The organism is Erwinia sp. AnSW2-5 (assembly GCF_045107195.1).
Lineage (GTDB): Bacteria > Pseudomonadota > Gammaproteobacteria > Enterobacterales > Enterobacteriaceae > Erwinia.
This window is the reverse complement of sequence record NZ_JBJGXA010000009.1, coordinates 43,193-68,308: the sequence shown is the minus strand read 5'-3', so window position 1 is coordinate 68,308 and position 25,116 is coordinate 43,193. Positions and strand designations below refer to the sequence as shown.

General features: G+C 54.6%; 25 protein-coding genes and 1 pseudogene. 14 read left to right on the top strand and 12 right to left on the bottom strand.

The genetic code is table 11. The features are described from left to right. Positions 1 to 244 precede the first annotated feature (244 nt). Complete coding sequence (ychF, locus tag ACFL9S_RS07500; RefSeq protein WP_405261207.1) at positions 245 to 1,336, bottom strand: redox-regulated ATPase YchF; 1,092 nt, start codon at positions 1,334 to 1,336, stop codon at positions 245 to 247. A gap of 351 nt (positions 1,337 to 1,687) precedes the next feature. Between ychF and ACFL9S_RS07495 the strand changes: the two genes are divergently transcribed. Then, positions 1,688 to 3,169 (top strand): SulP family inorganic anion transporter, encoded by a 1,482-nt coding sequence (locus ACFL9S_RS07495; RefSeq protein ID WP_405261206.1) that lies wholly within the window; start codon positions 1,688 to 1,690, stop codon positions 3,167 to 3,169. 278 nt (positions 3,170 to 3,447) lie between these two features. Then, positions 3,448 to 3,987, top strand: a complete 540-nt coding sequence (locus ACFL9S_RS07490) for an EAL domain-containing protein (protein WP_405261205.1) — start codon at positions 3,448 to 3,450, stop codon at positions 3,985 to 3,987. A 48-nt stretch (positions 3,988 to 4,035) separates the two neighbouring features. Here ACFL9S_RS07490 and pth read toward each other — a convergent pair whose 3' ends face one another. Then, positions 4,036 to 4,623, bottom strand: a complete 588-nt coding sequence (gene pth, locus ACFL9S_RS07485) for an aminoacyl-tRNA hydrolase (protein ID WP_200642999.1) — start codon at positions 4,621 to 4,623, stop codon at positions 4,036 to 4,038. Between the two features lie 273 nt (positions 4,624 to 4,896). Between pth and ychH the strand changes: the two genes are divergently transcribed. Beyond that, positions 4,897 to 5,181, top strand: coding sequence for a stress-induced protein YchH (gene ychH, locus ACFL9S_RS07480; protein ID WP_405261204.1), 285 nt, complete (start codon positions 4,897 to 4,899; stop codon positions 5,179 to 5,181). Positions 5,182 to 5,221: 40 nt separating this feature from the next. Here the strand turns inward: ychH and ACFL9S_RS07475 are convergent, their stop codons facing one another. Both ACFL9S_RS07475 and ACFL9S_RS07470 read right to left on the bottom strand, forming a co-directional pair. Continuing rightward, positions 5,222 to 6,403 carry a diguanylate cyclase gene (locus tag ACFL9S_RS07475; RefSeq protein ID WP_405261203.1) on the bottom strand — a complete coding sequence of 394 codons (1,182 nt, stop codon included), beginning with the start codon at positions 6,401 to 6,403 and terminating at the stop codon, positions 5,222 to 5,224. A gap of 100 nt (positions 6,404 to 6,503) precedes the next feature. Continuing rightward, positions 6,504 to 7,961, bottom strand: coding sequence for an MFS transporter (locus tag ACFL9S_RS07470; protein ID WP_405261202.1), 1,458 nt, complete (start codon positions 7,959 to 7,961; stop codon positions 6,504 to 6,506). Positions 7,962 to 8,071: 110 nt separating this feature from the next. Between ACFL9S_RS07470 and ACFL9S_RS07465 the strand changes: the two genes are divergently transcribed. Next, positions 8,072 to 8,962 carry a LysR family transcriptional regulator gene (locus ACFL9S_RS07465; RefSeq protein WP_405261348.1) on the top strand — a complete coding sequence of 297 codons (891 nt, stop codon included), beginning with the start codon at positions 8,072 to 8,074 and terminating at the stop codon, positions 8,960 to 8,962. Between the two features lie 75 nt (positions 8,963 to 9,037). Here the strand turns inward: ACFL9S_RS07465 and prs are convergent, their stop codons facing one another. From prs to lolB, 3 genes are all read right to left on the bottom strand, one after another. After that, positions 9,038 to 9,985 (bottom strand): ribose-phosphate diphosphokinase, encoded by a 948-nt coding sequence (prs, locus tag ACFL9S_RS07460; RefSeq protein ID WP_085939527.1) that lies wholly within the window; start codon positions 9,983 to 9,985, stop codon positions 9,038 to 9,040. A gap of 257 nt (positions 9,986 to 10,242) precedes the next feature. Next, complete coding sequence (ispE, locus tag ACFL9S_RS07455) at positions 10,243 to 11,106, bottom strand: 4-(cytidine 5'-diphospho)-2-C-methyl-D-erythritol kinase (RefSeq protein ID WP_405261201.1); 864 nt, start codon at positions 11,104 to 11,106, stop codon at positions 10,243 to 10,245. Then, positions 11,103 to 11,729, bottom strand: coding sequence for a lipoprotein insertase outer membrane protein LolB (gene lolB / locus ACFL9S_RS07450; protein WP_405261200.1), 627 nt, complete (start codon positions 11,727 to 11,729; stop codon positions 11,103 to 11,105). Before lolB ends, ispE begins: the two co-directional genes overlap by 4 nt. A gap of 212 nt (positions 11,730 to 11,941) precedes the next feature. On the opposite strand from lolB, the gene hemA reads away from it, so the two are divergent. From hemA to ACFL9S_RS07415, 7 genes are all read left to right on the top strand, one after another. Further along, a complete protein-coding gene (hemA, locus tag ACFL9S_RS07445) occupies positions 11,942 to 13,198 on the top strand; it encodes a glutamyl-tRNA reductase (protein ID WP_405261347.1) in 1,257 nt (418 codons plus the stop codon). 39 nt (positions 13,199 to 13,237) lie between these two features. Continuing rightward, entirely contained in the window at positions 13,238 to 14,320 is a 1,083-nt protein-coding gene (gene prfA / locus ACFL9S_RS07440) for a peptide chain release factor 1 (protein WP_405261199.1), read from the top strand. After that, positions 14,320 to 15,153 carry a peptide chain release factor N(5)-glutamine methyltransferase gene (prmC, locus tag ACFL9S_RS07435; protein WP_405261198.1) on the top strand — a complete coding sequence of 278 codons (834 nt, stop codon included), beginning with the start codon at positions 14,320 to 14,322 and terminating at the stop codon, positions 15,151 to 15,153. The genes prfA and prmC overlap by 1 nt, the downstream gene beginning before the upstream one ends. Positions 15,154 to 15,165: 12 nt before the next feature. Further along, the gene (locus ACFL9S_RS07430) at positions 15,166 to 15,564 is read left to right on the top strand and encodes a SirB2 family protein (protein WP_405261197.1); all 399 of its coding nucleotides are present in this window, start codon (positions 15,166 to 15,168) and stop codon (positions 15,562 to 15,564) included. Continuing rightward, positions 15,561 to 16,370, top strand: a complete 810-nt coding sequence (gene sirB1 / locus ACFL9S_RS07425) for an invasion regulator SirB1 (RefSeq protein WP_405261196.1) — start codon at positions 15,561 to 15,563, stop codon at positions 16,368 to 16,370. Before ACFL9S_RS07430 ends, sirB1 begins: the two co-directional genes overlap by 4 nt. A 28-nt stretch (positions 16,371 to 16,398) precedes the next feature. Beyond that, positions 16,399 to 17,253 (top strand): 3-deoxy-8-phosphooctulonate synthase, encoded by an 855-nt coding sequence (gene kdsA / locus ACFL9S_RS07420; RefSeq protein ID WP_405261195.1) that lies wholly within the window; start codon positions 16,399 to 16,401, stop codon positions 17,251 to 17,253. Positions 17,254 to 17,374: 121 nt separating this feature from the next. Beyond that, complete coding sequence (locus ACFL9S_RS07415; RefSeq protein WP_405261194.1) at positions 17,375 to 17,782, top strand: META domain-containing protein; 408 nt, start codon at positions 17,375 to 17,377, stop codon at positions 17,780 to 17,782. Positions 17,783 to 17,898: 116 nt separating this feature from the next. On the opposite strand, the pseudogene ACFL9S_RS07410 reads toward ACFL9S_RS07415, so the two are convergent. The 3 genes and pseudogenes from ACFL9S_RS07410 to ACFL9S_RS07400 all read right to left on the bottom strand — a co-directional run. Continuing rightward, positions 17,899 to 17,973: pseudogene (locus ACFL9S_RS07410) on the bottom strand (hypothetical protein); the annotation flags it as partial. A 54-nt stretch (positions 17,974 to 18,027) separates the two neighbouring features. After that, positions 18,028 to 19,494, bottom strand: coding sequence for an ATP-binding protein (locus tag ACFL9S_RS07405; RefSeq protein ID WP_405261193.1), 1,467 nt, complete (start codon positions 19,492 to 19,494; stop codon positions 18,028 to 18,030). Continuing rightward, on the bottom strand, positions 19,491 to 20,219 hold the full coding sequence (locus tag ACFL9S_RS07400) for a response regulator transcription factor (RefSeq protein WP_405261192.1): 729 nt from the start codon (positions 20,217 to 20,219) through the stop codon (positions 19,491 to 19,493). The genes ACFL9S_RS07405 and ACFL9S_RS07400 overlap by 4 nt, the downstream gene beginning before the upstream one ends. 150 nt (positions 20,220 to 20,369) lie before the next feature. On the opposite strand from ACFL9S_RS07400, the gene ACFL9S_RS07395 reads away from it, so the two are divergent. The 3 genes from ACFL9S_RS07395 to ACFL9S_RS07385 all read left to right on the top strand — a co-directional run bounded on the left by ACFL9S_RS07395 (position 20,370) and on the right by ACFL9S_RS07385 (position 22,161). Next, entirely contained in the window at positions 20,370 to 20,987 is a 618-nt protein-coding gene (locus ACFL9S_RS07395; protein WP_405261190.1) for a cytochrome b/b6 domain-containing protein, read from the top strand. A 9-nt stretch (positions 20,988 to 20,996) separates the two neighbouring features. Next, positions 20,997 to 21,788: a molybdopterin-dependent oxidoreductase gene (locus tag ACFL9S_RS07390; RefSeq protein WP_405261189.1), complete on the top strand. Its 792-nt coding sequence runs from the start codon at positions 20,997 to 20,999 to the stop codon at positions 21,786 to 21,788. A gap of 61 nt (positions 21,789 to 21,849) precedes the next feature. Further along, complete coding sequence (locus ACFL9S_RS07385; protein ID WP_405261188.1) at positions 21,850 to 22,161, top strand: pentapeptide MXKDX repeat protein; 312 nt, start codon at positions 21,850 to 21,852, stop codon at positions 22,159 to 22,161. Positions 22,162 to 22,636: 475 nt separating this feature from the next. Here the strand turns inward: ACFL9S_RS07385 and chaA are convergent, their stop codons facing one another. Next, the gene (chaA, locus tag ACFL9S_RS07380) at positions 22,637 to 23,728 is read right to left on the bottom strand and encodes a sodium-potassium/proton antiporter ChaA (protein ID WP_405261187.1); all 1,092 of its coding nucleotides are present in this window, start codon (positions 23,726 to 23,728) and stop codon (positions 22,637 to 22,639) included. A gap of 347 nt (positions 23,729 to 24,075) precedes the next feature. Beyond that, a complete protein-coding gene (locus tag ACFL9S_RS07375) occupies positions 24,076 to 25,092 on the bottom strand; it encodes a substrate-binding domain-containing protein (RefSeq protein ID WP_405261186.1) in 1,017 nt (338 codons plus the stop codon). Between the last annotated feature and the right edge of the window lie 24 nt (positions 25,093 to 25,116).

Here is a 25,116-nt window from a genome sequence, read left to right as displayed (position 1 = left end):
CTTATACAAGGAGAATATTATCGTGCGTAAGCCATCCTGCCTTCATCCTGGGATCGCGATTAAGAAACAGTTTTCCTGTCAATAGGAAACGGATTGTGCTCATGCCTGTACTCATTTTTAGCTGCGCTGTAGCGAGATTACATGAGACGTCATGAAAAGAAAAATCCACGCAACTGCGTGGATTTTAAAGGGTTTGTCAGCCTTCATGGGAAGTATTGAGATCCCATGAGGCAACAGAAGCCAATTACACGTTAAACAGGAAGTTCATCACATCGCCATCTTTCACGATGTAGTCTTTCCCTTCTGAACGCATTTTACCGGCTTCTTTCGCACCTTGCTCACCCTTGTAGGTGATGAAATCATCAAAGGCGATGGTCTGAGCACGGATAAAGCCTTTCTCGAAGTCGGTGTGTATCTTACCGGCAGCCTGTGGAGCCGTTGCGCCAACCGGGATAGTCCAGGCACGCACTTCTTTCACGCCAGCGGTGAAGTAAGTTTGCAGGTTTAGCAGGGCATAGCCAGCGCGGATCACGCGGTTCAGGCCCGGCTCTTCAATACCCAGCTCGGCCATAAACTCTTCGCGGTCGCCATCTTCCAGCTCAGCAATGTCGGACTCTACGGCAGCACACACCGGCACGACGACAGACCCTTCTTTCTCTGCAATCGCACGCACGATATCGAGGTACGGGTTATTTTCAAAACCGTCTTCGTTGACGTTAGCAATGTACATGGTTGGCTTCAGGGTCAGGAAGCTCAGGTAGCGAATAGCGGCTTTATCATCTTCGTTCAGATCCAGCGCACGCAGCATTCCGGCTTTTTCAAGATGCGGCAGGCACTTCTCCAGCGCAACCTGTTCCGCTTTCGCGTCTTTATCGCCACCTTTGGCTTTTTTCTGCACGCGATGCAACGCACGCTCACAGGTGTCCAGATCGGACAGCGCCAGCTCGGTATTAATGGTGTCGATGTCGTCAGCCGGATCCACTTTATTATTCACGTGGATAATATTGTCGTTCTCGAAGCAGCGCACCACGTGGCCGATTGCTTCGGTTTCACGGATGTTGGTCAGGAACTGGTTACCCAGGCCTTCACCTTTGGACGCGCCTTTTACCAGACCGGCGATATCAACGAATTCCATCGTGGTTGGCAGGATGCGCTGCGGCTTGACGATCTCAGCCAGCTGGTCCAGACGTGAATCAGGCATCGGCACGACGCCGGTATTTGGCTCAATGGTACAGAACGGGAAGTTAGCAGCTTCGATGCCCGCTTTGGTTAACGCATTGAACAGCGTGGATTTCCCGACGTTAGGCAGGCCCACAATACCGCATTTGAATCCCATGTTGAATCACCTTAATAGCTTGATAATCAACGCACTTTTACGTGCCCTGATAGTGTCACAGACGGTTGTCTTAAAAGTTTCCGCGCATTATACACGTAATTCCCACCTGGCGGCGGTTGATTTCTGGAACGTAGTCGAAGTTATCCCTTGAGATCAGGCTCACATTTTCCCATACTGACGCGTCTTTACAGAAAGCGGAGAACGTTATAAATGCATCGCATGCAGCTTACACCCCCCTTAGCGATCTCCCTTCAGTGCAGCGCCTGTTGCCGCCAATCGTCACTCTGATCATCCCGCTGTGCCTTAACCCTGCGGCACCGAACAACGATAATATGAATAATTGGAAATACGATGTTTAACCTGAGCAATTTCAGGGCGAGTGACGTCAAAAATGACGTACTTGCTGGTGCCGTGGTGTCTGTTGCGTTGATCCCGGAGGCCACGGCGTTTTCTCTGCTGGCCGGGTTGTCTCCGACCATTGGATTGCATACCGCTTTTATCCTCGGATTGGTGACGGCGTTCTTTGGCGGTAAACCCGGCATGATCTCCGGTGCGGCCGGATCGATTATTGTGGTGCTGATCAGCCTGATTACGCAGCACGGTTATGAATATGTTCTGCTGGCGACCATTCTCGCCGGGCTGATTCAGCTGTCGATTGGCGTTTTGCGGTTGGGCAAGTTTATCCGTCTGGTGCCACAACCGGCGATCTACGGCTTTGTGAACGGTCTGGCAATTGTCATCATGCTGGCCCAGTTCCCGATGATCAAAGGGCAGGGACCGGTGATGTATGCGCTGGTCGCGCTGGCGATGCTGATTGTCTGGTGGTTCCCAAAACTGACCAAAGCCATCCCCGGTTCGCTGGCCGCGCTGATTGCCATCAGTGCCTTGGCCATTGGCCTGGGTCTGGACACCAAACGCGTGGGCGACCTGGCGGATATCTCCGGCGCACTGCCATCCTTTCATCTGCCCACCGCGCCTCTGAGCTGGGAAACCCTGAAAATCGTCCTGCCTTATGCCGTAGTCATTGCGCTGGTCGGGCTGATTGAGTCGCTGTTAACACTGGCCGTGCTGGATGAAATGGGCAGTAAGAAAGGCGCGGGGAATCAGGAGTGCGTGGCGCAGGGCATTGGTAACACGATCTGCGGCTTCTTTGGCAGTTTTGCCGGTTGCGCGATGATCGGTCAGTCGATTATCAACTTTACCTCGGGCGGCCGCGGGCGCATTTCCAATCTGGTCGGGGCGGTGCTGCTGATTCTGTTTGTCGTCAGCCTGTCACAATATATTGCCTTACTGCCGGTCGCGGCACTGGCTGGGATCATGTTTGTCGTCTGTATCAACACCTTTGAGTGGAGTTCACTGCGTCGTCTGAAGCGTATGCCAAAAGCTGATGCGGTGATCATGGTGGCGGTGACGCTGGTGACCATTTTTACCGATCTGGCGATGGCGGTGATCTGCGGGGTGATTATCTCGGCACTGGTCTTCGCCTGGCAGCACGCGCGCATCAGTATTCTTGCGCAATCTGAGAAAGAAGGGCAGAAAACCTACCAACTTGAAGGGCCGCTGTTCTTTGGCTCGACGGCCAGTTTCCAGGAGCTTTTCCACCCGGAGCAGGACCCGGATAACGTGGTGATAGATTTTGCGCGCACCCGAGTGATGGACTCCAGCGGCGTTGAGGCAATTGACAAATTAACGGCACGCTATCTGGAAGCGGGAAAAAGTTTGCGTCTGCGTCATCTTAGTGAGGATTGCATCAGTCTGCTGCAACAGGCTGGGCCATTTTGCAGCCATGAACTTGATGATCCTGATTATAAAGTTGCTAGCAACGACGTCTGAACCATAAAGCTAACGCTGGTCCTGCCGATAATCTAAAAATCGTCATTCGACGACGGCGAATACAGAATTTACTTCTATAGTTTATCTGTACTGCTTTTTTTTTCACTGGCAGGATGCCCGTTAACTGGCCCGACGGCATGAAAAACGATTTTTTTTGTACTCCTGTTCATACGCTTACCGGTGAGTTGATCGCTATTGATCTCAGTTACCGGCCTCAGCCTTTGGCTGTCACTGGACCACCAGGCGCTGTACTTCCGCCTCTGTTGCCACAGGATCGGTTGTTAAATCAGTTACTGATCATTGAAGAATATGCGGACTACTTTCGTCAGCATGGCCTGCTGTGCAGTGTCGCCATTGATTTTCAACTGGCGCGTGCCGTCACAGAATCATCGTTTATTCAGCAGATCCTCAGCCAGCTGCCTTTTGTGCGGCTCAAACTGTCGGAAGATTTTCCCAATCTGCATGACGGCATGAACAACCCGTTATTGCGCACGTTGATTGAGCAGCTGAATATTATCTGGCTGGATGACCTGGGCGCGGGTGATGCCAATCTCAACGCATTACAGTCGAATATGTTCGAAGCGGTGAAACTCGATCGGCAGTTTTATCTCGAAAACGTCGATAAACCATTTTTTACCGTACTGATTAATCATATTCGCCAGTACACCAACCGGGTGATTGTTGAAGGCGTAGCCGGAGACGGGCAGCTTGATACATTACGTCACAGCAAAATCTGGGGTGTGCAGGGCTATTTCAGCCCGGAGTTGACGCTGGAAAATCTGGAATACAATGACGGCCAGCGTTGTGAAAATCAGTAGCTTCGCTGTGGCAGACACCCCAGCGATAGCTCAATAACGGGCAAAACGTCAGACGGCTTTGTAGCTGTGCAGGCGGTTCATGGCCTTCAGTTTGTCTTCCTTTAACCATACTTCGGTACAACGCGCTGCTTCATCGATAGCGTTATCAATCAGAGCCTGTTCCGCAGCCTGAGGTTTACCCAATACAAACCCCACCACTTTGTTACGGTCACCCGGATGACCAATGCCAATGCGCAGACGATGGAAGTCCAGGTTGTTACCCAGCTTGCTGATGATATCTTTCAGCCCATTGTGCCCTCCGTGACCGCCACCCTGTTTAAACTTTGCCACGCCAGGAAGCAGGTCTAGCTCATCATGCGCCACCAGTATTTCTTCAGGCGCGATGCGATAAAACGTGGCCATCGCCGCTACGGCTTTGCCACTGAGGTTCATAAAGGTGGTGGGGACCAACAGGCGCACGTCTTCGCCGCCAATATTGAGACGCGCGGTATAACCGTAAAATTTGCTCTCTTCTTTTAACGACTGATTATGGCGTTCAGCCAGCAAGTCAACATACCAGGCACCGGCATTGTGGCGCGTGGCGGCGTATTCAGCGCCGGGGTTGGCAAGGCCAACAATCAGTTTGATGCTGCTCACAAGTAGATTTTCCTGAAACGTGCGGGATGAAAACGGCTAGTTTACTGAAGCGGTTGCGATAACTCAAAGATCTGCACGCATTGTGATGAAAATCACAATGATTGACCAGGGTGATAATACGTTTTCTATATAAAAACAGTCTGTTAGTCGTAAAGTTTTGTCAGAATATAAGCTATAAATGTGATCGCAGACTCATCAGCGCAGTTAAAGATTGCCTAGACTGATCGCATCTGGCAATGGAGTTTGCCTTTTTACACTGACTGGAGGTGCGCAATGAAACGTAAACATTCACATTTACTGGGTAACGCTCTGATGATACTGGGCCTGGTGGTGATGATTGGCGGGGTAGGTTACTCAGTGGTGAATCAAATCCCGCAGTTCAGCTTGCCGCAGTTTATGGTGCATGGTGCACTGGCCAGTATCTTTATCGGTGCGCTGCTCTGGCTGGTTGGCGCGAGGATCAGCGGGCGCGAAAAAATTGCCGATCGCTACTACTGGGTGCGTCACTGCGGCGATAAACGCTGCCGTCACGGTGCCAGTCAGCAACACAATCGATAACGCTAAATCGGCTACACACCCGGCCTGGCCGGGTGTGTAGCTAAGCCATTTTACTGGCAAACAGAGTCCTCACATCCTCATTATTGGTCGCACCATAGGTTTTAACCTGATTCCTCCCTGCGGCCTTCGCCTGATATAACGCATCATCTGCCGCTGCCATTAAACTGTCGATAGCATCGCGATCGGGCTGGCAGCTTGCCACGCCAATGCTCACGCTATAACTCACGTTCTCGGGGCAGGATCGCTCCACCACGTTGCGGATCCGTTCGGCAACCTGGATGCATTCCCCTTCTGCGCACATCAAAACAGCAGCGAACTCCTCACCGCCCACACGTGCAAAATAGCCGTCAGCCGGTAACTCGCGCGTGACCTGATGGCAGAAGTCGATCAGCACGCGATCACCTTGCGAATGACCATAGCGATCGTTAATCGATTTAAAGTGGTCGAGGTCAAACAGCATCACTGACAAGGGTTGCTTGCTGCAACTCCAGCTGGCGGTCAGTTGAGTGGTTTTCTCAAACAGTGCACGGCGATTCCAAACCCCGGTTAACGGATCAAGCAGCGACGCCTGACGGTAAATAATCTGCGTACGTTCATTCACCATCGCCATCATCGTAAAGCTCAGGCCAATCACCACCAGGATCGACTCCAGAATGACATACACCGAGAAACTTGAACCGCCGATGGCGCCATGTACCGGGTTAGGGATCCCGCCGTCCAGTAATGCCCGCAGAATACTAAAGCCAAGGTGGATGCCCAGCAGTAACTGGGCGGGCCACCAGGTCACCGGAAGCAGGGGGCGCGAACGGTGCAGTTCATACAGCATGGCTGAGGTATAGATAATGCACAGCAGGCTGCTGACCAGAATCCGCATGGGCAGCGAGGTATAGAAAGAGGGGAACAGACAGAGTACAGCCCATACCCCCATCCCCGGCAGCCACAACCAGCGGCCCCGCGCTCCGCGCAGCGCACGGAATGCATTCAGTTGCAGACCGTACGCGCACAACACCAGCAGGTTACCCACCACAATCGGCAGAAACATAAAGCCTGAGCTACGCAGGCTGCTGAGTCCGACGGCTATAATGCTGAGCAACAACGAGAGACAGTTAAACCCCAGTACTCTGCTGTACTGCGCTCCGCGCCACGCGAACACCATGATTATGCTGAGAAAAGCCAGCACATAGAGTTCGCAGACAAACAGCGTATATACATCGAGTACCATTTTGGGATAATTCCTGGATAAGCTATCAGAGCAAAATATCACTAATGAATACTTACCAACAGGGGGGCCGAACCGTGACAGTAAAAAAATTAATGTAAATTCAGGATAGTACACGGCGCGCAGGCACCAGACAGCGCCAGATAGCCACGGCACAGAGCAATGTCACCACCATCAGGACCAGCAGTAGCTGGTGAAAAGCGGTCTCTGCCAGCGGCAGAAGATCCGGGCGGCTGACATGATAGCTGGCCAGCTGACGTGCTTCTTCGATCGATTTACCCTGCTGTGACAGTTGGTTAACCAGCAACTGGCTGAACAGCGTACTGACGCTCGCCAGCGCCACGCCTTCACCAGCCACGCGGACGGTACTAAAGATACCGGTTGCCATCCCGGCGCGCTGAGGTGGCACCACGCTCACCGATAAATTATCCATCAGTCCCCAGGGCAGACCGCTGCCGCTGCCGATCATCACCATCGCCAGCAGCGTCAGCGCCAGTGAGCTGTGCGGTGTTATCAGACTGAGCAGACCAATACCGGCGGCTGCAAGCAGTAAGCCTGCACAGCTGACGCTGCCAGGATGAAAGCGGCGCGTCAGCGTGACGGCGAGGGAAGGCACTACCAGCATGGGCAGCGAGATCGCCAGCATCAGCAGGCCGGTGGTCAGTGCGTCATAACCGTAGAAGCCCATAAAGCGCAGTGGCAGCAGCACCAGCAGCACCACAAAGCAGTAGCAGGTAGCGACCGGCAGCAGCTGTACACCGACAAAGCGGCCATAGCGGAACAGGCTGAGGTCAAGCATCGGGTGCGCGCTACGGCGCTCAATCCAGACAAACAGCAGCGCCATGACCAGAGAGGCCAGCAGTAATCCGGTTGCCAGCGTACCCGCGCCGCTGTCAGCCACCTGTAGCATTCCCCAGGTGAACAGGGTGAGTGTGGCGCTGAAGCTGATGATGCCCGGCCAGTCCAGCGCGTGGGCATCAGGGTTGCGTGATTCCGGCAGGGTACGCATGCCGATCACCAGCGCCAGCACGCCGAACAGCGCACAGCAAAGAAAGACGCTGTGCCAGCCTGCGACAGCCATCAACATACCGGCAATCACCGGGCCTGCCGCCAGGCCAACGCCAAAGCTGGTTCCCAGCAGACTGAATGCCCGCGCGCGTTCCGCACCGTCAAAGGCATTCGCCAGTGCCGCACCGCCACCTGCCAGCGCTGCCGCTGCCGCCGCGCCCTGTAACGCTCGCACCACATCCAGCCATACGACGGAGGGCACCCAGCCGGTCAACAGCGACAGCACGGTAAATGCGCCGACGCCGCTGATAAACAGACGCTTACGGCCGTAGCGATCGGCCAGTGCGCCTGCCGCCATTAACAGACTGCCAAAAGTGAGCAGGAATGCGTTGGTGATCCAACTGAGTGCCAGCGCCGATCCTCCCGCATGCAGTGCAATAGCTGGGGTGGCGATCACCCCGGCCGAAAAACTCAGGGGCAACATCAGTGCTGCGCTACACACCGCCAGGATGCTCCAGCGGCTGCTTTGTGCCGTCAGTGTCAGGGAACTCATGGGTAACTCTCCGCTTTCTTCCAGTAAAGAAGCAGGATAAATTGGCTTCTCTGGGTGGTAAACAGGTCGAATGGCCGCAGATAAAGGACATAAAGTCGCGAATGAGCAGCGTGGAAAGTTTGAGTGGACTCAATGCATTTGTGAAAGCGGCCCAGCTTGGCAGTTTTGTTGCTGCCGCAGAAAGGCTGGGTGTTTCGGCATCAGCCATCGGGAAAAGCGTAGCGCGACTGGAGGGCAGCCTTGGGGTCAGTTTATTCAACCGCAGTACGCGCAGCCTGAGCCTGACTGAGGAAGGTCTGCTGTTTTTTGAACGCAGCCAGCGCATTGTGATGGAGCTGGAAGAGGCGGAACAAGAGCTTTCAAGGCTGATGGCAGCGCCGCGCGGGCGGCTGCGGTTGAGTTTTCCGGCTATTGGTTACCGTTTGCTCCTGCCGCTGTTGCCCGGTTTCACCGCCCGCTATCCTGAAATTGAGCTGGATCTCGACTTTAACGATCGGCTGGTGGATATCATTGGGGAAGGGTATGACGCGGTGCTACGCAGTGGCGAATTTGCCGATTCGCGGCTGAAGGCGCGGCGGCTGGGTGGTTTTCGCTTTCGTCTGGTGGGCGCAACGGACTATTTCGCACGACACGGCGTGCCGCAGGTGCCGGAAGACCTGGCGCAGCATGCCTGCCTGCTGTATCGCTTTTCCGGCAATGGTCAGCTTCAGCCCTGGCAGTTCGACGGCGCAGACGATCGCACACTCTCCCTCGCCGGGCCGCTGGTGTTCAATAATCTTGAAGCGCAGATCTCCGCCGCCCGCCGTGGGCTGGGACTGATTTACGTGCCGGATTTTGCGGTAACGGAATATCTGGAAAGGGGTGAACTGCAAAGCGTGCTGGATGAACAGATCAGTGCCGGAGGGCAGTTTTCACTGCTCTGGCCAGGGAACCGTCATCTGCTGCCTAAATTGCGGGTGCTGATTGACTATCTGGCAGAGCATATTGCGTTGAGCAAATAAAAAAGGACAGGTGTTAACCTGTCCTTTTTTAGCGGGTTGCCCAAAAAGGGTCAACCTCAGCGGGTCGCGCCGGAATTAATGCTCAAACATCGCAGAGATAGACTCTTCGTTGCTGATGCGACGAATCGCTTCAGCCAGCATGCCTGACAGTGTCAGGGTACGCACGTTTGGCAGGGCTTTGATCTCTTCTGGCAGCGGAATGGTATCGCACACCACGACTTCATCAATCACCGAGTTACGCAAGTTTTCGACCGCGTTACCGGAGAAGATAGGGTGAGTCGCATAAGCAAATACGCGTTTAGCGCCACGTTCCTTCAGCGCTTCAGCGGCTTTACACAGCGTGCCACCGGTATCGATCATATCGTCAACCAGCACGCAGTCACGGCCAGCAACATCACCGATGATATGCATCACCTGAGAGACGTTGGCACGTGGACGACGTTTGTCGATGATAGCCATATCGGTATCGTTCAGCAGTTTAGCAATAGCACGCGCACGAACCACACCACCGATGTCCGGGGAAACCACAATCGGGTTCACCAGGCCAATCTGCAGCATATCTTCGAGCAGGATCGGGCTACCAAATACGTTATCAACCGGGACGTCAAAGAAGCCCTGAATCTGTTCAGCATGCAGATCCACAGTCAGAACGCGGTCAACACCAACGCTGGAGAGGAAGTCGGCAACGACTTTGGCCGTAATAGGCACACGGGCGGAACGCACACGGCGGTCCTGACGTGCATAACCAAAGTAAGGGATAACCGCAGTAATACGACCAGCGGAAGCACGACGCAGGGCATCTACCATCACAACCAGTTCCATCAGGTTGTCATTGGTGGGGGCACAGGTGGACTGGATGATGAAAATATCACCACCGCGTACATTTTCGTTAATTTGTACGCTGACTTCACCATCACTGAAACGACCGACGGCGGCGTCGCCCAGGCTGGTGTAAAGGCGGTTGGCAATACGTTGTGCTAGTTCCGGGGTGGCGTTACCAGCAAAAAGCTTCATATCAGGCACGAGAAGAACCTCAGGCTTTGCGTCCAGAGAATGAAATACCATAAATCGCACTGGGCGGTATACGACTTATGCTTTCATACGGGTGTCTTAACCCTGCGTTCTTGACGCCGTAGCGGCGTTGGCTGCATGTATTCACCCCGGTCACTTACTCAAGTAAGCTCCCGGGGACTCATCCATTTGCCGCCTTGCCACAGCGCCAATAGCTTGGGTTATATCAGAGCAGTCGTGCAGCGTCTGGAACAGGTGACACTGTCACATCAACTCAATTGCTCTGAAAGGGTGCGGTGCAGTGGAGAAACGTTAACGCCTCGCGCAACAAACCCCTGCAACCCTTTCGGAGCCAGCTCAAGCACCTGTTTTGCGGCGTACTCGGTGTCAAATTCAGCAAACACACAAGCACCCGTTCCAGTCAGGCGCGACGGCGCGTATTCTAGCAGCCAGGAAACAAGCTGTTCAACCTCGCGAAAACGATTTCTTACTGCTGCCTCACAATCATTGCGGAATTCGGCTGCTAATAAGGCGCTGATTTCCCTTTTTGGCGTGTTTCTGGTCAATTCGGGATCGTTAAAGACCACCGGTGTCGCGACGCTGACGCCGGGATGCATCACCAGATACCATTTTTCTTTCGGCGAAACCGGCGTCAGTTGCTCACCTACCCCTTCGGCGAAGGCAGAAAAACCGCGCACAAAGACAGGCACATCGGCACCCAGTTGCAGGCCAAGCTCGGCCAGTTGCTCAAAACTGAAGCCGGTTTGCCATAAATGATTGAGCGCCACCAGCACAGTGGCGGCGTTAGAAGAGCCTCCGCCCAGTCCGCCGCCCATTGGTAATCGTTTCTCAACCGCCAGGGTGGCACCGGCATGGGCGGGCAGTACGCCATGAGCCAGAGCCTGTTCGCGCAGCAGCTGTGCCGCACGCACGATCAGGTTCTGTTCATCAGGCACGCCATCGACGGGCGTTAGCAAACACAGCTCACCCAGGCGGTTGGCTTCAATCTTTAGCGTGTCACCATAATCGAGAAACTGAAACAGCGTCTGGAGGTCGTGGTAGCCGTCAGCACGGCGGCCGGTAATGTAGAGAAACAGATTCAGTTTTGCCGGGGCAGGCCATGTTGTGATCATTTTACGGTCCAGCTATCCATCTTCAGCTTAATACGCTGCTCGCCTTCACGCAGTTCGAGGTTCGATGGCAGCGGCGGGTTCTGTTTATCGTCGTAGCCCAGATAGGTCACTTTCCACTGTTTACCGTCCTGGCTGTAGTTCACTTCATGCAAACGATACTGGTCATCCAGGGTGAAATCAGTGGCATCGCCCGGCAGGCCGAGGATCCACTGGCGCAGGTTATCCAGCGGAATGCTCATGCCCGTGAGCTGGGAAATCATTTTAGCGGCGTCGTTGCTGACATAGCGCTTGCCTTTATTATCAACAATTTGTGCGACCTGTCCCTGCTGGTCGAGCTGCAGCTCAGTGCTGCCCAGCGGATTGGTCAGCAACAGGCGATAGCGATCTGCGGCGGTCTGTTGCCAGTTATAGCGGGCATACACTTTTTGCCGATCGGAAAGATAGGCAAACGCGCCACGCGTCTGGTACTGAGTGATTTTTTCCACCGCCTGCTGGTGGTCACGCCATTGTGGGGAATTCGGGCTTTGGCCCGGAGTTTGCGCTGGTTCGTTAAGAACACACCCGGTTAGCAGCAGGGCGGCAAGGGGAAGAAGCCGCAGCAGGCGGCGATTCGACGATAACATGTTCAGGTCAGCTCCTAAGACTCAGTTCGCAATCAACCGCCCACGCTAACCAGCTAAAACGGTGGCGTCAATGCTCAAATTGTCTCATTTGACCCGCAAGAGGTATATCTTGTTACAGGGATAGGCGAAGCATGGCTTTTATTGATCTCGCTCATCTTGTAGAATGCGCCACACAAAACCCTGACAACTGTGGGATTAACCCAACCTGCACCATGACGTTACTGGCTCTCGGCATCAATCACAAAACGGCACCTGTGTCTTTGCGCGAACGCGTGACGTTCTCGCCGGATGAGCTGGAACAGGCGCTCAATAGCCTGCTGGCGCAGCCGCTGGTACAGGGCGGCGTTGTGCTGTCTACCTGTAACCGTACCGAGTTGTACCTGAGCGTCGAACAGCAGGAAAACCTGCAGGAACAGCTGGTCACCTGGCTCTGTGATTACCACAAGCTTAGCGTCGATGAAGTGCGTAAAAGCCTCTACTGGCATCATGATAACGATGCCGTCAGCCACCTGATGCGTGTTGCCAGCGGGCTGGACTCTCTGGTGCTGGGTGAACCCCAAATTCTTGGCCAGGTCAAAAAAGCCTTTGCAGATTCCCAGCGCGGCCACTCGCTTTCCAGCGAGCTGGAGCGCATGTTCCAGAAATCGTTCTCCGTGGCTAAACGCGTGCGTACCGAAACTGAAATCGGTGCCAGCGCGGTATCCGTGGCGTTTGCAGCCTGTACGCTGGCTCGCCAGATATTCGAATCCCTCTCCACGGTAAACGTGCTGCTGGTGGGGGCGGGTGAAACCATTGAACTGGCTGCCCGTCATCTGCACCAGCACAAGGTGAAAAAGTTGATGATCGCCAACCGTACCCGCGAACGTGCTCAAGCGCTGGCGGATGAGGTCGGGGCCGAAGTCATTAGCTTGTCGGAAATTGATTCCCGTCTGGCGGAAGCCGATATTATCATCAGTTCTACAGCCAGCCCGCTGCCGATTATCGGCAAGGGGATGGTGGAGCGTGCGCTGAAACAGCGCCGCAACCAGCCGATGTTGCTGGTAGATATTGCCGTACCGCGTGATGTGGAGCCGGAAGTGGGCAAGTTGCCCAACGCCTATCTCTACAGCGTTGATGACTTACAGGCGATTATTGAAAGCAATATGGCCCAGCGCCAGGCGGCGGCCGTGCAGGCTGAAACCATCGTGGTGCAGGAAAGCAGCGAATTTATGTCCTGGCTGCGTGCGCAGAGTGCCGTTGAGACTATCCGCGATTACCGCTCACAGGCGGAGCAGGTGCGTGCCGAGCTGGAAACGCGTGCGATAGCAGCCCTGCAACAGGGAGGCAATGCCGAAGAGGTGTTGCGTGACCTGGCCCATAAGCTGACCAACCGTTTGATCCACGCTCCTACCAAATCTCTTCAGCAGGCCGCACGCGACGGCGATGGCGAACGCCTGCAAATTTTACGCGACAGCCTCGGGCTGGATTAGCGTTTCAAGCCTCTTTTCTTACAAGGTAAAAGACTACGAATGAAGCCTTCTATTGTTGCCAAACTGGAAGCCTTGCAGGAGCGCCACGAAGAAGTGGAGGCGATGCTGGGTGATGCCGGAGTGATTGCCGATCAGGACCGTTTTCGTGCACTCTCTCGCGAATATGCCCAGCTTACCGACGTCAGCCAGTGTTTCCGTCAGTGGCAGCAAACCCAGGAAGATATCGAAACCGCTGAAATGATGCTCAGTGACCTGGAAATGCGTGAAATGGCTCAGGAAGAGCTGAAAGAAGCCCGTGCAGCCAGTGAAGCGCTGGAGCAACAGCTACAGGTGCTGCTGTTGCCGAAAGATCCTGACGATGAACGCAACTGCTATCTGGAAGTGCGCGCCGGAACCGGTGGCGACGAAGCCGCGATTTTCGCGGGCGATCTGTTCCGTATGTACAGCCGTTATGCCGAGTCAAAACGCTGGAAAGTGGAAGTGATGAGCGCCAACGAAGGCGAGCATGGCGGTTATAAAGAGATTATCGCTAAGGTGATCGGCGATGGCGTGTATGGCCGCCTCAAGTTCGAGTCTGGCGGCCACCGCGTGCAGCGCGTACCGGAAACTGAATCGCAGGGGCGCATCCACACCTCAGCCTGTACGGTGGCGGTGATGCCGGAACTGCCGGAAGCCGAACTGCCGGATATCAATCCGTCTGATTTGAAAATCGATACGTTCCGCTCCTCCGGGGCCGGTGGTCAGCACGTTAACACCACCGATTCCGCTATCCGTATTACCCACTTGCCCACCGGCATTGTGGTTGAGTGTCAGGACGAACGTTCACAGCATAAAAACAAAGCGAAAGCGCTGGGCGTGCTCGGTTCACGTATCCGTGCCGCCGAAATGGCACGTCGTCATCAGGAAGAGTCATCCACGCGCCGTAACTTGCTTGGCACCGGTGACCGCTCTGACCGTAACCGTACCTATAACTTCCCGCAGGGCCGCATCACTGACCACCGTATCAACCTGACCATTTACCGTCTGGATGATGCGATGGAAGGGAAGCTGGATGCGCTGATTGAACCTGTGGTTCAGGAGCACCAGGCGGATCAGCTGGCCGCACTCGCCGGGCAGGATTAATGCAGATCCGTAGCTGGCTGCGTAACGCGGTCGCTCAGTTACCCGACAGTGACAGCCCGAAGCGCGATGCTGAGATCCTGCTGGGGAAGGTGACCGGTAAATCCCGCGCCTGGCTGATCGCTTTTGACGATGCCATGCTGGATGCGTCGCAGCTTGCGCAGCTGGATGCGCTGCTGGCACGCCGCGTCGCCGGGGAACCGGTGGCGTACCTGACGGGGGAACGTGAGTTCTGGTCACTGTCGCTGACGGTATCTCCCGACACGTTGATACCCCGCCCGGATAGTGAAGTGCTGGTGGAGCAGGCGCTGGCGCGTCTGCCCGCCTTGCCTTGCAAGGTACTGGATCTTGGCACCGGCACCGGGGCGATTGCCCTGGCGCTGGCCAGCGAACGTCCTGACTGCCAGGTCACTGGCGTGGACCGAATTCCTGCCGCGGTGGCCCTGGCGCAGCACAATGCCAGCAAGCTGGCGCTGGCGAATACTGCGTTTCTGCACAGCGACTGGTTCTCCGCCCTCGAAGGACAGCAGTTTGCACTGATTGTCAGTAATCCCCCCTATATTGATGCCGACGACCACCATCTGTCGCAGGGCGACGTGCGCTTTGAACCCGCCAGTGCGCTGGTGGCAGGCGATCACGGCCTGGCCGATATCAGAGTAATTGCCGCAGAAGCAGGGCATTATTTACAGGATAACGGCTGGCTATTGCTGGAGCACGGCTGGCAGCAGGGCGAGCAAGTCAGGCAAATTTTGCGCGAAAACAGCTTCCATGCCGTGGAAACCTGTCAGGATTATGGCGGTAATGACCGCGTAACCGTCGGGCAAATAAAAGAATAATAAGGAATTGATATGGCTGCCTGGTACCTCCCGCTAAAACATTTTCATCTGTTAACCGTGACGATCACCGCACTGATGTTCGTGCTGCGCTTCTACTGGTTCCAGACCCATTCTTCGATGCTGCAACGCCGCTGGGTGCGCATTGTGCCCCATCTGAATGACACGCTTTTGTTACTGTCGGGCGCGTTACTGGTTGCAATAACGCACTTTTATCCGTTCAGCCCACAAGGCTCCTGGCTGACTGAGAAGCTGTTTGGCGTTATTATCTATATCGCGCTGGGGTTTATTGCCCTCGGACGCCGTCCGCGCGCACAAAAAATACGCTGGATAGCGTTTATTGTGGCGTTAATCGCCCTTGTGGTCATCGTGAAGCTCGCCACAACTAAAATGCCACTGCTGGGGTTTGTATGACGTCTATCGCTGAATTTGATTTTACCGCCGCGCCACTCAGTGAAGCGGTGATTATTGCCTCGCTGGCCGTCCGCAGCGATTTTCCGGCTGAAGATGTCAGAGCGCGCTTAGCGGCGCTGGTTGCCGAAGCCCGTGCTGAAATTCCGTCTGAACTTGCCGCTGATTTACAGGTTGAGCAATTGATCGCCCTGTTTTGGGGCCGCTGGGGTTTTGGCGGTGCGAGCGGTGTTTATCGCTTGTCTGATACGCTGTGGCTGGACAATGTATTGCATACCCGTCAGGGCACTGCGGTGTCGCTGGGGGTGATTTTCCTGCACATTGCCGGGCAGCTCGACCTGCCGATGTATCCTGTGATCTTCCCGACACAGCTGATTCTGCGGGCAGACTGGATCGATGAAGATATGTGGCTCATCAATCCTTTCGATGGTGAGACTCTGGATGAACACCAGTTAGAGGTGTGGCTTCAGGGCAATATCGGGCCAGGGACCGAGCTGTATGATGACGATTTGCTGGAAGCCGAGCCGCTGATGGTGTTGCGCAAGATGCTCGACACCCTGAAATCTGCGCTGATGGATGAGAAACAGATGGAAATGGCGCTGCACGTCAGCCAGGTGCTGGTGCAGATGGACCCGGAAGATCCGTATGAAATCCGCGATCGCGGTCTGATTTTTGCCCAGTTAGAGTGCGAACATGTGGCTCTCAATGATTTGACCTATTTTGTTGAGCAGTGCCCGGAAGACCCGATCAGCGAGATAATTAAAGTCCAGATCCACTCAATTGAACAGAAACAGATTACCCTTCACTAACTGAAGTGAACTCTATAAAGGCGAAGACATGAAACAAAAAGTGGTTAACATCGGTGATATCAAGGTCGCTAACGATCTGCCGTTCGTCCTGTTTGGTGGTATGAACGTGCTGGAATCGCGTGATTTGGCGATGCGCATTTGTGAGCACTACGTCACGGTGACCCAGAAACTGGGGATTCCTTATGTGTTCAAAGCCTCATTTGATAAAGCTAACCGCTCTTCCATTCATTCCTATCGTGGCCCAGGCCTGGAAGAAGGCATGAAAATCTTCCAGGAAATTAAGCAGGCCTTCGGCGTGAAAATCATCACCGACGTCCACGAAGCCAGCCAGGCGCAGGCAGTGTCCGAGGTGGTGGACGTGATTCAGTTACCGGCCTTCCTCGCACGTCAGACTGACCTGGTTGAAGCGATGGCGAAAACGGGTGCGGTGATCAACGTGAAGAAACCTCAGTTCGTCAGTCCAGGCCAGATGGGCAACATCGTTGATAAATTCGCCGAAGGCGGCAACGACAAAGTGATCCTGTGCGATCGCGGTGCTAACTTCGGTTATGACAACCTGGTGGTCGACATGCTGGGCTTCAATGTAATGAAGCAGGTCTCTAACGGTAGCCCGGTGATCTTCGACGTTACCCACGCCTTGCAGTGCCGTGACCCGATGGGCAGCGCATCAAGTGGCCGTCGCGCGCAGGTGTCTGAGCTGGCACGTGCGGGTATGGCAGTCGGCATTGCGGGGCTGTTTATTGAAGCCCACCCGGACCCTGCCAACGCCAAGTGCGACGGTCCGTCAGCACTGCCGCTGGATAAGCTGGAGCCATTCCTGGTTCAGATGAAAGCGATTGATGATTTGGTGAAAAGTTTCCCTGAACTCGATACCAGCAACTAAGCCGGTGTCATCCTCAAAACGAGCCAGAAAACTGGCTCGTTTTCTCTGCGCAGTATTCTCCAACCCGCCTGAATCTACTGTGTTTTTGACCTACGATGGAAAGTATATAAAAGGAGTTCCTATGAAAAAAACCATGTTATTGCTGCTGGGCGCTGTTGCGCTTAATGGTTGCAGCCAGACCTCACATTCTGATGCCGGGCAGTTAGCCAACCGTCTGTTTGCACTGAGTGCTGTTGATGGTCAGGCCGTAAAATCTCGTGAAGGGATGAAGCCGGGGATCGGCTTTAATGAAAGCCTCAGCGTCAGTGGCGTGATGTGTAATCGTTTCTTCGGGCAGGGACAGCTGGAGCAAGGGCGACTGATTGTTCCGATGTTGGCCTCTACGCGAATGCAGTGTAACGATCCGTTGCTGAATAAGTGGGAACAGACGTTATCGGTGGTGCTGAAGGAAGGCGCTGAGGTGAAATTGACTGAGCACACACTGACGCTGACGGGAAGTGGGCATACGCTGGAATATACCGCGCAGTAACATCAGGCGTTGGAAACTGTAGCTACCGTTTTGGACGTTAAGGGGCCACCGGCCCCTTTTCTATTTTCCTGCCTGACCAACTCCGGCTTTTTACTCCTTAGCGTCAGCTCATTTTATAACAGGTGCGCTTTCATCTCCCTGAAGCCGTGTTCTATTTCCCAGCGATGAACATAAAGATCGACGATGTCAGCTTTAGATCAGACGCTGACCTTATTTTTCGGTCAGCCCGTCATGGCTAAAGTCTCTCAAACCGGCACTGAAAACTGGAAACAGGCACCGCGCTGCTGGCGCTCAACCAGTTTGATGTCGCTGTCGTGCAGTTGCAGGATACGTCGCACAATCATCAATCCCAGGCCTCCAGCCCGATGCTTGCGTGCATTAAGCAGAGAAGGGCGCACAAACAGATTTTCACGCAGTTCGGCGGCAATCCCCGGCCCGCTGTCGTTGACCTGAACCTGCACTTTGCCCGCCAGCGGCGTCATCTCTATCTCTATCATCCCGTGTTCTGGCGTATGACGTAACGCGTTGTCCAGCAGGTTGGTTAGCACCCGTTCAATCATGCCGAGGTCGGCCGTCACCAGTGGGATGCCCGGTGCGGTATTCACCCGGACCTGCTGGTGGCGGGATTCGGCCATCAGCTCAAATTTCTGCATCACGTCCTGCACCAGTTCGCTCAGGCAGAACGTCTCTTTTTGCGGTTTCACCACGCCATACTCCAGCCGTGCCAGTTCGAACAGCTCCTGCGCGAGCCGGCCCACTTTCTTGCTCTGCGCCAGCGCGATGCCGAGATAGCGCTGGCGATCTTCCACGCTCAGCGTATCGGCTTTCACCGACAGGGTTTCCAGATAGCCGTGTAGTGAGGTCAGCGGGGTACGCAGATCGTGGGAAATATTGGCGACAAACTCACGGCGCAGCTGATCCTGCTGCGCCAGGCTCTGCCACTGGCTGTCAATGCGCTGCGCCAGCTGCACAAATGCCTGCTGGAGCTGTGCGACCTCATCCTGTGGTTTGCTCTGCTGCAGTGGGGTTTGTGCCAGCGCGCGGATCGCATCGATACCGTTATCATCCAGTCCGGCAACCTTCGCTGTCAGCTTGCGTACTGGCCGCGTGACCCAGCGAAAAGCAAAGAAACCGGCAATGGCACCCAGCATCAGCACCAGCCCCATCGAGCGCAATGCCATCAGGATTGCCGAATGGCGCTGAGCTTCTGCCTCCAGCAGCGAATACTCTTCGCCCTGCAGTACGATATAAACATAGCCCTGCACACTGTCGCCCATTTTAAGCGGTGCTACGCTGAACACCTGCGGCTGATCGGGGGCGCGTGGATTATCGCCGTAGATCGGCATCGCTGTACCGGATTGCAGTTCGCGTAGCGGGGCGAGATCCACCTGCTGACGCAGCAGCTTGCCCGGTGGCGCGGCGCTAGCAACAATTTTGCCGCTGCTGTCCAGCAGGTAAACTTCCACGCTTGGATTCACCGCCATCAGCTGGTCGAAAAGCTTGTGTACCCCGTCATGATCCAGCCCCTGCGCGCTGAGCAGCGGGTTATTGCTAACGATCTGGCTGGCGAGATTTACCGACAGCCGCTGCGTCACGGCCTGGCTGTACTGGCTGGCGGAGCGCACCTGTAACCAGCCGGAGATGGCGCAGCAGGCGATAAGCAGCACGATAAACACCAGCATCAGGCGCTGCGATAGGGTGAGTGGTTTCATATGTTTTCCCGGGCGTCATGCGCCTCAGCGATAAATTTATAGCCTTTGCCCCAGACGGTAAGAATGCGCTGCGGTTCGGCGGGGTTAGCTTCGATTTTGATGCGCAGGCGATTAATGTGCGTGTTAACCGTATGTTCATAGCCCTCATGCTCGTAGCCCCAGACCTGGTTCAGCAAATTGAGGCGCGAGAACACTTTGCCGGGGCTTTTGGCAAAGAAATAGAGCAGATCGAACTCGCGTGGCGTCAGCTCCACCGGATGTTGATTAAGCATGACTTCATGCGAAATCGGGTCGATCACAAGCCCGGAAAAACTCAGGGTACCTGCATCCATCTTCAGATTGCGGCTCATCGCCTCCTGGCGGCGAAACAGCGCCTTAACGCGTGCCACCAGTTCCAGCATTGAAAACGGTTTGGCGAGATAATCATCCGCGCCCAGCTCCAGGCCCAGTACGCGGTGCACTTCGCTGGAGCGGGCGCTGATAATGATGATCGGCGTGTAGCGCGCCATATTGCGCGCGCGGCGGCAGATCTCCAGCCCGTCGACACCGGGCAGCATCAGGTCGAGGATCAGCGCGTCCCAGCTGCCTTTTTCCAGCAATGCCGCTCCCTGGTCGCCGTCGCTGGCGTGCGTTATCGCATAGCCCTCATCGCGCAGATGAAGCGCCAGTAGATCGGCGATATCTCCGTCATCTTCCACAATTAAAATTCGTTTGCCATTTTCCATTCTGCCCGCCGTTGTCAGCTTTTATATTGCTCAGTCTACACATCCACCCGCTGTGGAGTTATCACATTTTGTTTAACTCTGCGTGAGGTCTTTGGGAACTTATCCGGGCAATACTTCCTCATCGCAACGCAGTCTCAGAGGGTAAACATCATGAACGTGTCAACCGGGGAAATGGGCAACCGACCTGAGATTATCCATCCATTATGGCTACGGCTGACGCACTGGATCAACCTGCTGGCGGTGCTGATGCTGGTTGCTAGCGGTTGGCGTATCTATAACGCCTCACCGCTGTTTGATTTCAGTTTTCCTGCGGAGATAACCCTCGGCGGCTGGCTGGGCGGCGCGTTGCAATGGCATTTTGCTGCCATGTGGCTGTTCGGTTTTAACGGTCTGTTGTACCTGGCGATAAACCTGCTCAGCGGGCGAATGAAACGCAAATTCTGGCCACTTAATCTGCGAGGGCTGCTGGCCGATATTCGCGCCGCGCTGCGCGGCAAATTGCAGCATAGCGATCCGTACCACTACAATATGGTGCAGCGCCTGGCCTATCTGTTTGTGATGTTTGATGGCGTGGTACTGGTGATTTCCGGTCTGGTGCTGTGGAAAATGGTGCAGTTTCCGCTGCTGCGTGAGCTGCTGGGGGGGTATGAGACGGCGCGCTATGTACACTTTCTGGCGATGGCTTCTCTCATGGGATTTGTGGTGCTGCACATGGTGATGGTGGCCGTGGTACCCAAGACGCTGTTGGCGATGCTGCGTGGACGTTAAGGAAAAACGATGAAAAAGGTGATCCGCTCGATATTCAGCGCCTCAGAGACGCAAGACATAGTAAACGAAGCGCAGCGCCTGATTGCCCATCAGCTTGACTCCTCCTCGCGGCGCCGTTTTCTGCGCCAGGGATTAACGCTCGGCGGCATGGTGATGCTGACCGGTTGTGATATCAGCGACAACGCTGGAGTGGAGAAAGCACTGAATTCGGTCTCCGGTTTCAATGACCGCGTGCAGCACTGGCTGTTTGGCAGCGACCGGCTGGCGCCGGTGTATGCGGAGTCCGCGATAACGCGACCGTTTCCGTTCAACGCCTTTTATGGCGAAGAGGATATCCCACAGATCAACGGCGATGATTACCGCCTGACTATTGCCGGAAAAGTGCTGGATAAGCGCAGCTGGTCGCTGCCCGAGCTGTACAACATGGCGCAGGTCAGCCAGGTGACGCGCCACATTTGCGTTGAAGGCTGGAGCGCGATAGGTAAATGGGGCGGGGTGCCATTCGCTGATTTTCTGCGGCTGATCGGCGCTGATCTCAGCGCACAGTACATCAGCTTCAAATGTGCCGACGACTACTACACTAGTATTGATATGAAAACGGCGCTGCACCCGCAAACGCTGCTGGCGCTGACTTACGATGGGCAGATCCTGCCACCGAAGTACGGCTATCCGATGAAATTACGGATGCCAACCAAGCTGGGATACAAAAATCCCAAACATATTCAGTTGATTGAAGTCACTAATACCTTCCCCGGCGGTTACTGGGAAGATCAGGGCTACAACTGGTTTGGCGGCAGCTGATGCTGCTGATAACAACTCTGTATCTGCACATTGTGTGCACTCTTACTGTTAAGGAAATACCATGAAAAATATGATCAAAGCAGTTGTGATGTCGGGCGTGATGATGATGGGTCTTACCGGAGTGGTTCATGCGGCGGATAGCATGAAAAAAGACAGCATGAGCCATATGTCGCACGACTGCATGAGCAAAGACTCAATGGATAAAGATGCGATGGGCAAAGACAAAATGGGCAAAGACAAAATGGTCAAAGACTGCATGAAAAAAGACGGCATGTCGAAAGATTCCATGTCAAAAGATGCAATGGGAAAAGGCAGTATGGGCAAAGATTCAATGAGCAAAGACGACATGAAAAAAGATGCCATGAGCCACTAATCGGTTGCTGAACGGGCGGTGGAAATAACACCGCCCGTTCAGCAAGATTCAGGGCTTCGTTGCGGAATTCAGGCGTATGTTGTTTGCGGAGCTATTTTGGGGTTAATGCTGGTTTGTCATGAGTCACCTCTGATTGAGAGTTTACTCACTGAGTCGTGTGTCCACTATTCACAGGTAGGATCCAGCACGGGTTGACCAGAAAAGGGGCAACCCCTAAGGTATCCCCATAAAAGAAGGTCGGCATTACCCGTGGTTGATCTTCTGTTCCGGTCGCCCAGTGATGCTGGCCTGCACGATGGCCCAGGTCAACGTCAAGGGCGTTTCGCTTTCCCGCTGCGCGTGTCGAGGCCCGCATGGATGCGGCAGTTGCCGATCCGGCGTGCTCAAACTGGCCTCAGACCTGAAGCCGAACGATCAGCTATTAATTTTTGTGGGGATCCCTCAGGGGTCAACCCCTTTGTAATTTATGCGATATTTACAGCATGATCGTCATCAGATAGGCAATAAACAACGCCAGATGGGCGGCGCCATTCAACACATTTGTGCGTCCGGTCGAAAACGAAATCTGGCACAGCAACAGCGCGGAAATCATCACCACCATCTGCGGCGGTTCAAGGCCGAAGATCAACTGCTGACCTGTCAGCGTGGCGATCAGCGTCACCGCAGGCACCGTCAGCGAGATTGTCGCCAGCACGGAACCGAAGAACAGGTTCATTGCACGCTGCACCTGGTTTGCCAGTACCGCTTTGATTGCGCCCAGTCCTTCGGGTGACAGGATCAGTAACGCCACCAGGAAGCCAGTAAACTGCTCCGGTGCTTTCAACTCAGTCAGCAATGACCCCAGCGTATTGGCATTCATCTTGGTGACGGCAATCACTGCGACCAGATGCACCAGCAACCAGATGGTGTGCCGGGTGCTGGAATGCGCCGAGGGTTTGCCATGATGCGGGTCATCGCCCTCATCTTCATGCTCATAAACAAACAGACTCTGATGTGTTTTGGTCTGAATCAGCAGGAAAACCCAGTACATCGCGGCTGAAATCCCGGAAACCAGCAGCGCCTGTGCAATGGAAAAGTTACCGCCGGGCAGGGCATTCGGAAATACCAGTACAATAATGCCCAGCGGAAAAATCGCGATAAGATACTGTTTGACCCCGGCCAGATTCACATACTGCGTGGCGAATTTACGCCCACCCAGCAACAGAGCAAAGCCCACCAGGCCACAGGTGACAATCATAATGATGGAATAAAGCGTGTCACGCATCAGCGCGGGCGCGGCATCGCCGGTGGCCATCAGTGCGGATATCAGACTCACTTCAAGAATAACAACGGAAAGACTCAGGATCAGCGAGCCGTAAGGTTCACCCAGACGATGTGCCAGCACATCCGCATGACGAACCACACTAAAAGCGCTGCTAAGAATAGCCACCAGGGCTATCAGGTTGATGCCGATGACCAGTGGCAGGGAGTCGGTGTTGCCCCAGAACCACAAAATGATCAGAGCGATGACAGGGAAAGTAAGGGAATACTCGGTGTGACGGGTTTTACTGCTCTCGTGCGCACTCATAGGCTAACGCTCCTTATCTGTTTCCTGTTGGCCTGGAATTGGCAAAAAATGCCGCAGACCTATTAAACATAGTCTGACAATATGAAAGACAAGTGGCGAAAGTGTAACCTTTTTATCAGTTAATTCTTAGTAAATTTACGACGCTTTACGGTTAGGAGTGAATAATTTTCTATAAGGCCTGTTTTATGATGTCTTAACGCTATCTTGATGAATCTTAATGGGGTTTATTTCAATAATAAAAATATCAGGAGGGATAATGTGGCAATTACACTGTGTTGATTTGGTAAAATGGTGCCTTTAATCAAAAAAAAGCCTGAGGCGATGATTTTCACTATCGCCTCAGGGGGTTATGCTGCTTTAACTCGTCGCCACTTCAGACGTGCGGGCAGCCAGCGCTGAGTGACTTCCGGCGTCTTGTCATCGATCAGCTGGGTCACCATTTCAAAGCAGTTCCACGCGAGCAGTCGCTCATCCTGAGCCACGGTATCAATGCGCACCGACAGCGCATCATACAGATAGTGATCATCAAAGCTGCTCAGGTGCATCGGGGTATCCAGCAGGTCATGCTGACTCAGATAACGCAGTACCCCTTCCTGAAGCCCGCAGGCGGCGCAGAATAGCGCCTGCGGCACGCGGCCCAGGCGGGCATAGAGTTCAGCAAACATCTCATAGCCTGAGCTGGCGTGGTAGTGGCCGTGCATAATCCATTCCGGCTTGACCTCCATGCCAGCGCGCTCCAGCCCGAGACGGAAACCCGCCAGGCGGTCGCGGGTGGGCGAAATGCGCGGCTGGCCGCCAAAGAAGTAAATCTCGTCATAACCTTCACGCGCCACGGCTTCCATCAGCGTGGCGGTGGGTCCGGTAGCATCGGTGATCACCAGCGGCAACGTAGACTCGCCCAGATGACGGTCGAACAGCACCACGGGCAGCTGCTGGTTGATTTTCTGGTACTCGGTATCGTTCAGCTGACTTGAGGCAACGATCAGCCCGTCGACCTGGCGCTGGATCAGATTGTTGACCGCCAGGGTTTCCTGGCTGGCATTTTCTGCCGTGCAGGCGATCAACAGCTGTAAGCCTGCATCACGGCACAGCATCTCAAGTTCGTGAGAGAAACGGGCAAACCCCTGGTTGGTCATTTCCGGCACCACCAGCCCAAGCGTGTGGCTGCGTGCGGAATTGAGGGCGCGGGCATGAATACTGGGTTGATAGTGCTGCTGACGGGCGATCTCCAGCACACGGTGACGGGTTGCTTCGGCGACGCGAAGCTCTTTTCCCCGGCCATTGAGGACCAGGCTGGCGGTAGATTTAGAGATGCCCGCCAGCCGGGCAATATCGTTAATCGTGATACGTTTGTTTTTAGTCACAGTGGCTTAGGTGTGATGGATCAT